At 73.9% G+C, this 13,188-nt stretch carries 13 protein-coding genes and 1 pseudogene; 5 read left to right on the top strand and 9 right to left on the bottom strand.

Annotated elements, in window-relative coordinates; genetic code table 11:
- Positions 1-179 precede the first annotated feature (179 nt).
- On the bottom strand, positions 180-1,532 hold the full coding sequence (locus tag OG392_RS15015; protein ID WP_329279528.1) for a cytochrome P450 family protein: 1,353 nt from the start codon (positions 1,530-1,532) through the stop codon (positions 180-182).
- A 96-nt stretch (positions 1,533-1,628) separates the two neighbouring features.
- On the opposite strand from OG392_RS15015, the gene OG392_RS15020 reads away from it, so the two are divergent.
- Positions 1,629-2,828, top strand: coding sequence for a globin domain-containing protein (locus tag OG392_RS15020; RefSeq protein WP_329279530.1), 1,200 nt, complete (start codon positions 1,629-1,631; stop codon positions 2,826-2,828).
- 34 nt (positions 2,829-2,862) lie between these two features.
- On the opposite strand, the gene OG392_RS15025 is transcribed toward OG392_RS15020, so the two are convergent.
- The 3 genes from OG392_RS15025 to OG392_RS15035 all read right to left on the bottom strand — a co-directional run bounded on the left by OG392_RS15025 (position 2,863) and on the right by OG392_RS15035 (position 5,604).
- Positions 2,863-3,828 carry a nucleoside triphosphate pyrophosphohydrolase gene (locus OG392_RS15025; RefSeq protein WP_329279532.1) on the bottom strand — a complete coding sequence of 322 codons (966 nt, stop codon included), beginning with the start codon at positions 3,826-3,828 and terminating at the stop codon, positions 2,863-2,865.
- Positions 3,829-3,847: 19 nt separating this feature from the next.
- On the bottom strand, positions 3,848-4,492 hold the full coding sequence (locus tag OG392_RS15030; RefSeq protein WP_329279534.1) for a SurA N-terminal domain-containing protein: 645 nt from the start codon (positions 4,490-4,492) through the stop codon (positions 3,848-3,850).
- A gap of 80 nt (positions 4,493-4,572) precedes the next feature.
- Positions 4,573-5,604, bottom strand: coding sequence for a glycosyltransferase family 2 protein (locus OG392_RS15035; RefSeq protein ID WP_329279536.1), 1,032 nt, complete (start codon positions 5,602-5,604; stop codon positions 4,573-4,575).
- A gap of 125 nt (positions 5,605-5,729) precedes the next feature.
- Here OG392_RS15035 and OG392_RS15040 point away from each other — a divergent pair, with 125 nt between their 5' ends.
- The gene (locus OG392_RS15040) at positions 5,730-8,216 is read left to right on the top strand and encodes a YfhO family protein (protein WP_329279538.1); all 2,487 of its coding nucleotides are present in this window, start codon (positions 5,730-5,732) and stop codon (positions 8,214-8,216) included.
- 111 nt (positions 8,217-8,327) lie between these two features.
- Here the strand turns inward: OG392_RS15040 and OG392_RS15045 are convergent, their stop codons facing one another.
- Entirely contained in the window at positions 8,328-8,861 is a 534-nt protein-coding gene (locus OG392_RS15045) for a GNAT family N-acetyltransferase (protein WP_329279540.1), read from the bottom strand.
- Positions 8,858-9,592, bottom strand: coding sequence for a DUF2625 domain-containing protein (locus OG392_RS15050; RefSeq protein WP_329279542.1), 735 nt, complete (start codon positions 9,590-9,592; stop codon positions 8,858-8,860). The genes OG392_RS15045 and OG392_RS15050 overlap by 4 nt, the downstream gene beginning before the upstream one ends.
- Positions 9,593-9,838: 246 nt before the next feature.
- Between OG392_RS15050 and OG392_RS15055 the strand changes: the two genes are divergently transcribed.
- From OG392_RS15055 to OG392_RS15065, 3 genes are all read left to right on the top strand, one after another.
- A complete protein-coding gene (locus OG392_RS15055) occupies positions 9,839-10,306 on the top strand; it encodes a hypothetical protein (RefSeq protein ID WP_329279544.1) in 468 nt (155 codons plus the stop codon).
- Between the two features lie 92 nt (positions 10,307-10,398).
- Entirely contained in the window at positions 10,399-11,061 is a 663-nt protein-coding gene (locus tag OG392_RS15060; protein ID WP_329279546.1) for an RNA polymerase sigma factor, read from the top strand.
- Positions 11,058-11,582, top strand: a complete 525-nt coding sequence (locus OG392_RS15065; protein WP_329279548.1) for a hypothetical protein — start codon at positions 11,058-11,060, stop codon at positions 11,580-11,582. The genes OG392_RS15060 and OG392_RS15065 overlap by 4 nt, the downstream gene beginning before the upstream one ends.
- Positions 11,583-11,698: 116 nt before the next feature.
- On the opposite strand, the gene OG392_RS15070 is transcribed toward OG392_RS15065, so the two are convergent.
- The 3 genes and pseudogenes from OG392_RS15070 to OG392_RS15080 all read right to left on the bottom strand — a co-directional run bounded on the left by OG392_RS15070 (position 11,699) and on the right by OG392_RS15080 (position 13,162).
- Positions 11,699-12,094 carry an LppU/SCO3897 family protein gene (locus tag OG392_RS15070; protein WP_329279549.1) on the bottom strand — a complete coding sequence of 132 codons (396 nt, stop codon included), beginning with the start codon at positions 12,092-12,094 and terminating at the stop codon, positions 11,699-11,701.
- A 121-nt stretch (positions 12,095-12,215) separates the two neighbouring features.
- Positions 12,216-12,494: pseudogene (locus tag OG392_RS15075) on the bottom strand (serine/threonine protein kinase); the annotation flags it as partial.
- A 146-nt stretch (positions 12,495-12,640) separates the two neighbouring features.
- Positions 12,641-13,162: a hypothetical protein gene (locus tag OG392_RS15080; RefSeq protein ID WP_329279551.1), complete on the bottom strand. Its 522-nt coding sequence runs from the start codon at positions 13,160-13,162 to the stop codon at positions 12,641-12,643.
- Positions 13,163-13,188 lie beyond the last annotated feature (26 nt).

The raw sequence follows: 13,188 nt of genomic DNA on the forward strand, positions 1-13,188 counted from the left end.
CGACGGTGACGTCCGTTCCCGGAACGCATAGGAGCGCCTTTCGCGTGACGACTGTGTGGACGAGCCGAGTTGCCGAACGTGGCCGACTTACTCAACCAAGTTGACGAACCGAGCTGACCGGGAAGGTAGCCCTATTCGAACGCTCATCACAAGTCGATGCACTCGCGATCACGTGAAGATCACAGTTCTGACGGTTCATCACTTCGTGGAGGTCGTGCGGAAGGGGAGAACTCCACCGGAAGCGTGCGCAATCCGCGCATGATGAGCCCTCCGCGCCACCGCAGTTCCTCCGGTTCGGCGGCAAGTCGCAGGTCCGGCAGCCGGGTCAGCAGGGTCGCGAGCGCGGTCTGTCCCTCCAGCCGCGCGAGCGGTGCGCCCAGGCAGTAGTGGATGCCGTGCCCGTACCCGAGGTGCTGGTTGTCGCGCCGGGTCAGGTCCAGGGTGTCCGGCCCGTCGAACCGCTCCGGATCCCGGTCCGCGGCGGCGAGCACCACGAGGACGGGATCGCCCGCCGGGATGTCCTGCCCGCCGAGGGTCAGCGGCTCGGTCGCGTACCGCCAGGTGGCCATCTCCACCGGCCCGTCGTACCGCAGCAGCTCCTCGATCCCGGTCTCCAGGAGCCCGGTCTCCCCCGCCACCACCGAGGCCTGGAGCAGCTCGCGCTGCGCGGGGTGGCGCAGGAGCTGGTACATGCCGTTGCCGATGAGGTTGACGGTCGTCTCGAAGCCGGCGAAGAGAAGGATGAAGGCCATGGCGGCGGCCTCGTTCTCGGTGAGGTGCTCGCCGTGGTCGGAGGCCTTGATGAGCCCCGAGATGAGGTCGTCGGCCCCTTCTTGCCGCAGGCCTTCGCGCTTCCGGTGGATCAGCTCGGCGAGGTAGCCGCGCATCTTCTTCACCGACCGCGCGACCCCGCCGCGCGGGCCGCCGCCGTGCCGGATCATCATCCCGGCCCAGTCGCGGAAGTCGTCCTGGTCCTCCTCGGGCACGCCGAGCAGGTCGCAGATCGCGTAGATGGGGAGCGGGAAGGCGAACTCGTGGATGAGGTCCGCGCTCCCCTTCTCCACGAAGGAGTCGATGAGCCGGTCGGTCAACTCCTGTACGCGCGGGGTGAACTCGGCGACCCGGCGCGGGGTGAAGGCCTTCGAGACGAGCCGCCGCAGCCGGGTGTGGTCCGGAGGGTCGATGTTGAGCAGATGCGTCATCAGCTCGGCCTTGCGCTCGCCCGGAATGCCCGTCTTGCCCTTGGCGTGCGGGGACTCGTCGTGGTGCGCGGGGTTCTTGGAGAGGCGCTGGTCGGCGAGGGCCTGCCGGGCGTCCCCGTACCGCGTCACCAGCCATGCCTCGACCCCGCTGGGCAGCGTCGTCCGGTGCACGGGCGCGTGCTCCCGGAGCCAGGCGTACGCGGGGTACGGGTCGCTCGCGAACTCCCAGGTGAAGAGCTCGGGCGCGGGAGGCGCGGACGCGCCGGCCGGGCCGGTGACGGGGCAGGAAGCGGGCTCGGGGGCGGGGCCGGCGCCGGGGGTGGTGCTCACTCCCCGACCGTACAGGGCGGTCCGGAAGGTGAGGTCTGTCGGATCCTGTGATCAAGAAGGGGGTGGTGCCCTAGATTCTTGTCGGTGGATCCTCAGATGCTCAGAAGCACGTTCGCGGTCGTCGAGAGACGGGCCGAACACGCCGTCACCTTCTTCTACTCGCATCTTTTCTGGAACAACCCCGCCATGCGCGAACTGTTCCCCGAGGACATGCAGCCCCAGCGGGACCGGCTCTTCGCCGCGCTCACCCATGTGGTGACCCATCTGGAATCCCCGGGACTCGCCGCGTACCTGGGACAGCTGGGCCGCGACCACCGCAAGTTCCTCGCCTCCCCCGCGCTCTACGCCGCCGTCGGGTCGAGCCTGCTCGCCGCCTTCGCGCACGCCGCCGGGGCCGCCTGGAGCCGGGAGGCCGAGAAGGCCTGGACCGAGGCGTACGGACACGTCGCCGATCTGATGCTGGCGGGTGCCGAGGAGGCGGCCGGCGCCGGCGAGCCGGCCTGGTGGGACGCGGACGTCGTCCGGCACGAGCGGTACGGCGAGGATCTGGCCGTCCTCACCCTGCGGCCCCGGCAGCCCCTCCCCTTCCTTCCCGGGCAGTACGTCAGTGTCAGCTCCCTGCGCGTCCCGCGCGTCTGGCGGACCTACTCCCTCGCGGACGCGCCCCGCCCCGACGGCACGGTCGAGCTCCATGTGAGCCGGATCCCTGGCGGGGCGATGAGCACGGCCCTGGTCGACGAGACGGGTCCCGGCGAGACGCTGCGGCTGAGCGCGCCCGGCGGCGGCCTCACCGCGTGCACGGAGCCGGGCGGGCTCCGTACCTATATATGCGCGGGTACGGGCTGGGCACCGGTGCGGGCGCTGCTGTCCGAGGCGGCGGAGGCCGAGCCGGAACTGAAGGGCAGGCTGTTCGTGGTGGCGCGCGCGAAGGAGTACCTGTACGCCCGGCGGGACGCGGAGCTGCTGAGGAGCCGTCTCGGCGGACTCAGCGTCACCTACATCACCTCGGCACCGGGCCACCGCAAGGACCAGGCGACCGAACGGCTCCTCCAGGCGCTGCGGGCCTGCGTCCACTGGCCCTCGCACGACGTCTACCTCGCCGGCCCGCCCGGCTTCCTGACGGAGGTCGCCGAGGCGCTGGTGGAGCTCGGCACCGACCCGGCCCGGATCCACCACGACACACTCCAGCCGGTGGGCCGCTTCACGTTCCGCCCGAACAGCGCGGCGGAACGCCTCCTGGGCCCACCGCCCCCGCTCTGGCACAACCCCGGGGCCCGGGTGCCGCGCGAGCTGTAGCGACCGCACTCGCTCCCGGGACGGGCAGGCGTCCCTACGCCTTCACGCCCTCCGCCGCGCGGATCGCGTCCCGGTACGTCCGGGCAGCCGCCCGCAGCGCCGACTCCGGGTCCACTCCCTCCGCCTCCGCGCGGACCGCGAGGGCGAGCAGGTCGTAGCCGATGCCACGCTCCGCCGGGAGGGCCACGTCGAGGCCCGCCGAGCGCGCCCGGCCGCCGAGCTTCGCGGCGAGCGCGAGCCCCGGCTGGCCCAGCGGCACACCGTCCGTCACGGACTCCCGCCGCTTCTCGATCGCCTTGGTGCGCAGCCAGTGGGCGCGGACGTCCTCCGGCGTCTCCGCCGTCGCGTCCCCGAAGACGTGCGGGTGCCGGTGGATCAGCTTCTCGACGAGCGCGCCGGCGACATCGTCCACGGAGAAGGGGTCGTCCGGGTCCTCCTCGGCGATCCGGGCGTGGAAGATCACCTGCAGCAGGACGTCCCCGAGTTCCTCGCGCAGCGCGTCCCGGTCGCCGTCCTCGATCGCCTCGACGAGCTCGTACGCCTCCTCGATGCCGTACCTGACGAGCTCCTTGTGGGTCTGCCGCGAGGACCACGGGCATTCCCGCCGGATGCGGTCCATGATCTGCACGAGGTCGAGGAGCCGGGCGCCGGGCAGGTCGTACGAGCCGGGCAGGAGTTCCAGGTCGGGCATCGTGAGGCGGCCCGAGCCGGCGAGGCGGGCGAGGCCGTCGGTCAGCGCCCGGTCACCCTCGCCCGAGGGCAGCAGCAGGACCGTACGGCCTCCGGCGCACGCCTCGACGAGCTCCTCGGCGGTGGGCCGGAGGTGCTCGACGGCGACCCCTGCCTCCCGCAGATACGGGAGCTGGGGGTGGTGCTCGTCGGGGCAGAGCACCCGGTCCGCGGCGCCCAGCGCCTGCCAGGCGGGCCAGGACAGCAGTCCGGGTGCCACGCGGTGGCTGGCGGTGAGCAGGACGATGCGGCCGGGGCTCTCAGATGTCACCCCTTGAACTTACTCCGCCTCACGCACCGGCCGGGACGGCGCCCGGGTCCTGGGTGAGCTGCCGCAGCCAGGGCGCGGTGGTGTTGCCGAGCCTGACCTGGGCGTCGTCCCAGGCGCCGTAGCGCGGGTTCACGTCGATGGCGAGGGACTTGGAGGCGGCGGAGAAGACCTCCGTCAGCTTCCGCTGGCCCTCGGGGGTGTCCGTGACGCCCAGCTTGGCGGCGATCTTGTTCATGAGGACGTTGCGGCGGACGACGTCGTCGATCTGGCCGGGCGCCACGCCCTGCTCCTGGAGGAGGACGTCGGCGAGCCGGTCCTCGCCGCCGCTCTCGCGGACGAACGAGGTCCGGGTCTGCTGGAGCTCGGCGCGGGTGACGCCGACGCCGTTGTCCGCGGCGACCTTGTCGACGACCCGGTCGAAGATCATGACATTGAGCTTGCGGCGGGGCAGGTCGCCGGTGGCCTGGACGAGCTGGGCGGCCTGCGGGGAGCGCTCCTGGGCGGTGCGTACGTCCTGCACCTGTGCCTGCAGGCTGGAGACGTCGATCCGCTCGCCGCCGACGACGGCCGCCGCTCCTGGGTGGGCGTCACTGCCGCAGGCGGTGAGCAGCGGGGCCGCGGCGAGCAGTGCGGCGGAGACGGTGAGCGCAGTGCGGCGGTGCAAAGGAGCCTCCCGGGCTGGTCGTGCGTCAGTTGAACGACCTTGCGGTGATCGATGTTAGGGAGTCGCCCGGGCCTGAGCCACTACTTCGGTGCGACTGTTTCCCACAACGACTCACCCGCACGCCGGGTGTCGGCCGGTACCGGTCCCTTCTCCGCCCCCTCGCGCGCCCCTTCGTACGTCCCTTCGTACGTCCCTTCGTGGGTCTCCTTGACCAGGTAGTGCGGCCGTCGCTTGACCTCGTAGTAGATGCGGCCGACGTACTCGCCGATCAGTCCGACCATCACCATCTGCACCCCGGCGAGGGCGGTGACGGCGACGAGGAGGGTGACGTAACCGGGGGTGTCGACGCCGTTGGCCAGCGCGTCCCCGACGATCCAGACCGCGTAGCCGAGGGCGACGAGGACGAGCAGGAAGCCGAGGTGGACGGCGGCCCTGAGCGGCTTGTTGTTGAAGGACAGGAGGCCGTCGAGGCCGTAGTTGAGGAGCTTGCCGAAGGTCCACTTCGAGCGGCCCTCCTCGCGGACGGCGTTCTCGTACGAGAACGTCGTCGTCCGGAAGCCGACCCAGGAGAAGAGGCCCTTGGAGAAACGGTTGTACTCGCCGAGGCCCAGGACCGCGTCGACGGTACGGCGCGACAGGAGCCGGAAGTCCCCGACGCCGTCGACGAGCTCGACGTCGACGAGCCGGTTGATCGCCCAGTAGTAGACGCGGGCGGTCAGGGTGCGGGTGACGCGGTCGCCCTCGCGGGTACGGCGGGCGACGACCTGGTCGTACCCCTCGGAGTGCAGCGCGACCATCCGGTGCACCAGCTCGGGCGGGTGCTGGAGGTCGGCGTCCATGATCACGACGGCGTCGCCGGCGGCGTTGCGGAGGCCGGCCAGCATCGCCGCCTCCTTGCCGAAGTTCCGGCTGAAGGAGACGTAGCGGACGTGGCGGGAGTCGCGCGCGGCGAGCTCCTGGAGGAGCGGGAGCGTCCCGTCCCGGCTTCCGTCGTCCACGTAGACGATCTCGAACTCACCGTCCAGACGGGCGAGTTCGGTGGTCACATGGTCATGGAAACGGGCGAGGACGTCTTCCTCGTTGAAACACGGTACGACGATCGAGAGCAGCACGCCGCCCACGACAACGAAGCCCGGTGTCCCGGCCGGTCCCCACGGATGGCGTGCAGGCGACCATTGCGTGAACGGGGTCGCGGGGAAGGGATTTCCCGGTCGGACGCTGGCATATTCGACGGGTCATGCCGAACGCCACTCGAACGCGGGGCACCACGCGCCCCGCCCCCACGCCCGCCACCGCGGGCACCGCGGCCCGGCTCACGGCCGAGGGCCCGCGCTCCCTGCTCCTCGCCGCGCTGCTCACCGTGCTCGCCGTCTGCGGCGGCGACGCCGTCGCCCGGATCTTCCCCTTCGGGCCGCGCCACCGGGCCGTCAACGACCTCGCGAACCAGTTCGTGCCGTTCCACGCGCACCTCTGGGACCTGCTGCACGGCCGGGCGGACGGCGGTCCGCTGCTCGACTGGCAGGCCGGCTGGGGCACGAGCTTCCTCCCCGACTACGGCACCTACGTGTCCAGCCCCTTCGCGCCGCTGGTCGCGCTCTTCCCGCGCGGGGACATCGAGTACGCGGTGTACGCGATCACCGTCCTGAAGACGGCGGTCGCGGCGGCGGCCATGACGTACCTGCTGCGCCGCCTCGGCCCCGGCACCTGGTGGTGGGCGTCGGTCCTCGGCGCCTCGTACGCGCTCTGCGGCTGGTCGCTCACGGAGGCCACGTACAACCCGATGTGGCTGGACGGCCTGATCGCCTTCCCGCTGCTCTGCCTGGTGGGCGAGTGGGTGCGGGAGGGCAGGCGGCCGCTCCTCGGGCCGCTGGTGGTCGCGGTCTGCTGGGTGGCCAACTTCTACACGGCGTACATGGCGACGCTCGGGGCGGCGCTGGTCCTGGCCGTACGACTCGCGACGGCGGGCCGGGCGCAGGACGCGGCATCCGGTGGCGGTACGTGCGCGGCGCGCGGTGCGGGTGGGGGCCGTCCGGGACCCGGTGCCGCCCGGGCGCTGCTGCGGGCCGGGCTGACCACCGCGACCGGGATCGCCCTCGCGGCACCCGTCCTGGTGCCCGTCTTCCTCGGCTCGCGGCACGCCCACCCCGGCCTGGTACGGGAGTTCGCCCCGGCACCCGCCACGGACGTCCTCGCCCGGCTGCTCCCCGTCACGTACAGCTTCTCGACCCCGGCGGCCTTCGTCTCCACGGCGGTGCTGCTGCTCGTCGCCGCGCTGCTCTTCCGCCGCGAGATCCCCGGCCGCGAGCGGTGGCTGTGGGCGGGCCTGTGCGCGGCGGTCCTGGCCTCGATGCAGTGGGGCCCGACGCACCTCCTGTGGCACGCCTTCGCCACCCCGAACGGCAGCCCGTACCGCCAGACCTTCGTCCTCTCCGGAGTCCTCGTCCTCGCCGCGTGGACCGGCTTCGCCCACGGCCTCCCGTCCCGCCGCGCGCTGCTCGGCGGGACGGCCGTGGTGGTGGCGCTGTCCCTGGGCTCGCTCCCGAGCCCCTTCCTCACCCCGTGGGCACTCGTCCTCACGGCCGTGGGCCTGGTCGCGGTGGCGGGCGGGCTGCTCCTCCCGCGCCACGGCCGGTACGGGGCCCTCGCCGCGCTCCTGGCGGCCGGCACCGTGGTCGGCCAGGCGGCGGCGACGACCGCGTACGCCGACCGGGAGCGGCTGGTCCGGCTCGACGACTACCCGCCGTGGGGCGCCGAGCAGCGGCGGCGGGCGGACGCCCTGGCGGCGGCGGACGGCTGGCCCGCGTACCGCACGGACTCGGGGCTGCCCCGGGTGGCGGGCAACGATCCGCTGCTCCTGGGCGGCCAGGGCGCCGCGTACTACAGCAGTCACACGCCGGCGGTCCTCACGGAGACGCTGACCGCGCTGGGCGGCGGCTGGACGTCACGGGGCCGGAACCTGCTGAGCCTGGACAACCCGGTGACGGACGCGCTGTTCGGGGTGGGGGCACGGTGGCGGGACGGGGAGATCGTCCGCGCGGAACCGTCGGCTCTGCCGCTGGTGACGGTACGGCCGCCGGGCCCGGCCCCGTCGTACGGCAGGTCCCCCTTCCGCAACCAGGAACTCCTGCTGGGCACCCGGGTCTACGAGGCCCCGGGGGCGGGAGGTGCGTGCCGGGTCGGCACGGAGGTCTTCCTCTGGGCCCCGGACGCGACGGGCCCCGCCCGCCTGGGCACGTACGAGACGCGGCTGCTCGGCGGCCGGCCGAAGCGGCAGGCGGCGCTGACCTCACTGGGCACGCAGGCGCGGGAGGGGGAGAAGGCCCGCGTCCCGCGCGGCGGCACCGCCGAGATCGCCTGCCTGGACCACGACCGTCTGCGCGCGGCGGTGGCGGGGCTCCGCGCCCGGGCGGCGACGAGCACCGACGTCCGCTCCGACGGTCTGACGGCCACGCTCCCGCCGGGCGCGACGGGCACGGCGGTGGTGGCCGCCCCGAGGATCGCGGGCTGGCGGTGCCAGGGCGGGAAGGCGGATGCGTACGGCGGCCTGCTGGCCGTACCCATCCGCCCGGGAACCACGACCGTCACCTGCGACTTCCACCCGCCGGGCCTGCGGGCGGGGCTGGCGGCCGGGGCCGCGGGCGCCCTGCTGCTCGCCGGCTCCCTCTGGCTCGGCACCCGGACCCGCCGGAGGGCGGCGGGCAGCCCGGCCCCGCTCGGTCCGTGACGACGGCGCCCCGCCGACCGCGCCCGAGGCGCCGGCCCGTGAGGGCGAGCGGGGGCCCGGCCGGCGCGCTCGTGATCCGGTGCGTCACGGGAGCACCGTCGCACGGCCGGCTCACGGGCGGCCGGGCACCCGCCGCTCCCAGCGGATCTCGCCGTCCTCCACCCGGTCCGTGGGGGTGAGGCCGGCCGCGGCGGCGACCGCCGCCGACGCCGCGTGGTCCGGGTGGACATGGGCCACGATCGTCCGTGCGCCCTGCTCCACGAGCAGGGCCACCAGGCCCTCGGCCGCCTCCCGGGCGATGCCCCGCCCCTGCCACTCCGTGCCGGTCACCCACGCGACCTCCGCGACCCGGCCGCCCTCCGTGACCGTCGCCTGCACGGTCCCGGTGAGCCGGTCCTCGGCGCGGAGCCGTACCACCCAGTTGCCCCAGACAGCCGCCGGGTCCGGCGAGCCCGCCACCAGCCGCTCGTACCGCGCCCGCAGTTCGGGCAAGGCCGACGGGGCGCCGCCGATGAAGGCGTGCAGGGCGGGGTCGGCCAGGACCCGCGCCATCTCCTCCGCGTGGGCGACGGCGAGCGGGACGAGGTCGAGACGGGAGGTCCGTACCGTACGCGCGGTCACCCCGCGGCCCCCGGCCGCACTCATACGGCCCCCAGGAAACCCGGGTCGCGCTCGTCGAGCCGGGCACTCGTCTCCCGCTCGAGATCCAGGAGTTCCGCCATCGTCACGACCCGGCGGCTCGTCGCGGCCAGATCCTGGTGGGCCTCGGCCGACCACAGCGGGGGGTGGACGGTGAGGCCCCGGTCGCCGTCCAGCCGACGGACCTCGTCCTGCCAGCCGGGCCAGCGCAGGCCCTCGTAGAACTCCTCCGTGCCGCCGGACAGCATCCAGGACAGCCAGGCGCCGTAGCCGGCCCCCAGCGCGTCCCAGCTCAGCGAGTCCGGCGCGAAGTACACCATCTCGCCGGGCCGCCCCGGCAGCCCGGCCCGCTCCGCGGGCCCGTCCCGGAGGACGAACACCCCGCCGAGCACGTCATGGGCCACCACGAGCCCCCCGTCGGGCCGCCACGCCGGATCGGCCGTCGCGTCCGCGGGGAACTCGTTGACCTGCGCGAGCGACGGCAGCCGCCGGTCGTTGTCGCCGGCCGGACTGCCGTACACCCGCAGCCAGCCGTCGTCCACGAACGCCCCGCCGCTGTGGAGGACGAACGCCCCCAGGAACGACCGCACGGTCACCTGTGTCCGCAGCAGCGCGGCAGCGCCCCGCGTCGCGTCGGCGTCCAGCACCTCGACGGGCACGGGCGCGGCCCGCAGCTTCTCGCCGAGGACCGGCCAGGCCGGGTCCTCGACGTCGGTCAACTCACTCAGTCCACGCACCCGGGCATGCTCGCACGCCACCGGCGCGCCCGCCCCGTCGGCCGGTGCGGTCCGGGCACGAAGCCGCCCACGCCGGACGCCGGGCCGGGCCCGACGCCACCCGCACCCGGCGCCGGGACGACGACGGTGCCGGGAAACTTTCCCGTCCCCGGTCGCAACCTCGTGGGGTGACGCACGTCTGGTGGTGTGAAGGCGCCCTTCACCGATCCATCCGACCCTGTCCGTTCCCTTCCTCGGGAGAACCCCATGTCCAGTCACGCCAAGCGGAATTTCCGCCCCCGCCCCCGCATCCTGGGTGTCCTCACCGGTGCCGCGCTCCTCATCGGCGGCGGCGGCTTCGCCGCGCAGGCCCTCGCCGACTCCGGTCCGCGCCCCGCGCCGGCCGCGCCGAAGGTCTCGGCTCCCGACGCGGCCCCGGAGGCTCCGTCCGCCGCCCCCGCCCCGGCCGCCGCCCCGAAGGCCGTCGCTCCGAAGGCCGTCGCTCCGAAGGCCGCCCCCGCGCCCAGGCCCGTGGCCGCCCCGGCTCCGGGCGTCGCCCCGAAGGTCGTCTCGCCCGGCACGCCCGGTCCGGCCGCCGTGCCGGCACCCGCGCCCGCGCCCGCCGACGCCCCGGGGGCCCGTCCCGCCCCCGCCCCGGCTCCGGCGGCCGAGCCGTCGGCCGTCCCCGCGCCCGCCCCGGCTCCGGCCGGTGCCGCGCCCCGCGTCCGGAAGTAGCGGTACGCGGTAGCACCGAGGAGCGGGTGGCCCGGCCGGGCTCGCGCGGGTCCGGCCCGGTCACCCCTCCGTCCCGCAACGGATCGAGGACCGTGCAGTTGTCGTACGCCATAGCCCTGCCCGCCCCTGGACACCCGGACCGGCCGTCGCCCTGGTGGGCCCGGCTGCTCGCCCGTGCGCCCCGGACCCGGAGCCGGGCCGACGACGCCCCCGGGACCGTACGGGGACGCCATCTGCGTGCGGTGGCCACCCCGGAGGACCAGGGGCCGCCGCCCACGCTCACCGAGCTGTACCGGGCCCGGCGACTCGACATGGTGCGGCTCGCGCTGTTCCTCGTCGACGATCTGCACACCGCAGAGGACGTCGTCCAGGACGCGTTCGCCTCCGTGTGCCGGACGTACGGCACCTCCCTGCACGGGCTCCAGGACCCGGGCGCGTATCTGCACACCGCCGTGGTCAACGCCGCCCGGTCCGTCCTGCGCAGACGCCGCACCGCGCGCGCGTACACCCCGCCCCACCCGGTCTCCGAGCCTCCCGTCGACGAGGGGCTGCTGCTCGCCGAGGAGCACCGGCACGTGCTCGACGCGCTGGCGCGACTGACGCGGCGCCAGCGCGAGGTCCTCGTCCTGCGCTACTGGTCGGAGCTGACCGAGGCGCAGATCGCGCAGACGCTCGGGCTCTCGCGCGGCACGGTGAAGTCGACCGCCAGCCGCGCGCTCGACGCCCTGGAGAAGAAGCTGGAGGCAGGCCGATGACCCCGCGCGCCGAGGACCCCCGCACCGTCACCGAGCAGCGGCTGCGTGCCGCGTTCGCGACCCGCGCGGCCCTCGTCACCTACCGGGACCTGCGCCGTGACGAGCCCCCTGAGGGGCGGAGCTGGGGGCTGCGGCGGGTGCGCGGAGTCGCCTTCGCCTCGCTGGGGGCCGTCGCCGCCGCGGTGGCCGTGGCGGCCGCGTACCTGCTCCTCCTGGTGCCCGCCGGTTCCGTCTCCCCCACCCCGGCACCGCCCGCCCGGCCCCCGGGCGTCAGCGGGTCCGCGGTGACACCCACCCCGTCTCCGGTCGCCCCTTCGGTCACCGGACCGGGAGCGACGCCCCGGCCGGGGGCGGTGCGGCCGTCCGGGGACGGTCCGGGGCCGGGAGCGGTGCCGCGGCCCGGGGCGGAGCCGGCGGCGGGGACGGTCCCCCCACGGCCGGGCGCGCGCCCGGGCGCCGGTCCGACGCCCGCGGCCGGTCCGGAGCCTCCGGCGGACCCGACGCCCGTCGGCGGTCCGTAGCCGGCGGGCGTCGGGTCCCCCGGCGGCCCGTGGCCGGTACCTCGTGCCCGGCATGCGGGAAGGGCCGGAACCCCCGTGGGGTTCCGGCCCTTCCCGTCGGTGCGGGTGCGCGCGGACTACTTCGCGGGGACCTCTTCCAGGCACAGCACGAACTTGTCCGACTCCAGCTGCTGCGCGAGCGCCGACAGCTCCGCGCCGCACTTGTTCACGTCGAAGGTGTTGTCGATGACCTTGACGACCTTGAACAGGTCGGCCTTGCCCGAGGAGCAGTCCGTGGTGTCGACCTTGGGGTCGTTGTCCGGGCCCGTCACGGTGACGCACTCGCCGGCCTTGGCGTGCACGGGGGCGTCGCCGGTGAGGTAGGGAAGACCGAGCTTCACGCCGAGGGCGATGGCGATCGCGAGGACGACACCGCCGACCTTCTTGAGGATGCGGCTGCCCTTCTTCGCGGGGGCGGGCTGCTCCGGAGCGAGGGGCTGCTCGGGGGTGAGGGGCGCGGACGGCGTCGTCATGAGGGATTCCTTGGGGATATGGACATGATCAGACGCGAACGCTACATGCACCAAAGAAGACAAAAAGGATCACGAGGATCCATTGGCCGATCAGTTGTCGAGTCGTGACTCTGGCGCTCCGTCAGGAGCGCTGCCCCAGCCGACGCTGACGCCCCAACACCCTTCGCAAGTCCGTCGCAAGCGGGTGATAGGGACCGAACGCCCGCTCCGCGTCGAACAGCAGCCGCTGGAGCTGGCCCTGTCCGGCCGCGTGCTCCCCGGCCGCCACGAGGAGCAGCGCGATCCGCTGCCGGATGTCGAAGGAACGGGCCTGGTCGCCCTCGTAGTACGGCAGGACCGCACGGAACCCGGTGAGCGCGGCGGCCGTCTCCCCCAGCTGCTCCAGGCACAGGGCCGCGTCGTCAGGACCCGCCCCCGGCCCGAGGACCCCAGGACCCGCCGCGGAACGGAAAAGCCCCACCGAAGGGTTCGGTGGGGCTTTCTCCTGACCTTCCGGTACCGGAAGAGGAAGAGGCCGCGACTCCTCGGGAGCCGCGGCCCCGTTCGTCAGCGCAGCGCCGAATTCAGGGCCGAGAGGTACTCGGCACTCTTCTCACGGCATTCTGCGATGCGTTCGGCGAATTCCCTCTCGCCGTCGGCGTCGGAATCCCGGCCGGACTCCCGGAGCGTCCGCTCGAGATGAGCGAAGTAGTCCGGCCGACCCAGGTCGATCCCGCTCTTGTCGAGTTGCCAGTCGACGTGCTTGGCGAATCGGTCGACCCACTCCGCCAGCGGCACCGGAGCATCGTCGGGAAGGTCACCTGTGGCCATTCGACCGTGCAGCTCGATGAGCTCGGCGGCCTTGAACGGATAGTAGGTGCTTCCCATGGGCTCCTCGTCGAAGAGGTCCAGAAGCTCCTCCAGGGACTCCAGAAGGGCTTCGACCTCGTCGAGCCCCACGGCGGCACCGGGGTCGGCCATGCCGGACAGCAGCGCTCCGAGTTCGTCCGGAGCGGAGTGCTCGGCGACGACCTCCTCCCAGTCCGAGGAGAGGCCGGCCCCGATGATCGGCGCGAACCGGGCGATCACGCATCGCACGATCCGGATTCTCGCCG

This window comes from Streptomyces sp. NBC_00691 (assembly GCF_036226665.1).
GTDB lineage: Bacteria > Actinomycetota > Actinomycetes > Streptomycetales > Streptomycetaceae > Streptomyces.

Bases quoted from the DNA above. Each gene is read 5' to 3' on its own strand.
- OG392_RS15040 (WP_329279538.1), top strand. From the start codon at position 5,730: ATGCCGAACGCCACTCGAACGCGGGGCACCACGCGCCCCGCCCCCACG.
- OG392_RS15045 (WP_329279540.1), bottom strand. From the start codon at position 8,861: ATGAGTGCGGCCGGGGGCCGCGGGGTGACCGCGCGTACGGTACGGACC.
- OG392_RS15055 (WP_329279544.1), top strand. From the start codon at position 9,839: ATGTCCAGTCACGCCAAGCGGAATTTCCGCCCCCGCCCCCGCATCCTG.
- OG392_RS15020 (WP_329279530.1), top strand. From the start codon at position 1,629: ATGCTCAGAAGCACGTTCGCGGTCGTCGAGAGACGGGCCGAACACGCC.
- OG392_RS15070 (WP_329279549.1), bottom strand. From the start codon at position 12,094: ATGACGACGCCGTCCGCGCCCCTCACCCCCGAGCAGCCCCTCGCTCCG.
- OG392_RS15065 (WP_329279548.1), top strand. From the start codon at position 11,058: ATGACCCCGCGCGCCGAGGACCCCCGCACCGTCACCGAGCAGCGGCTG.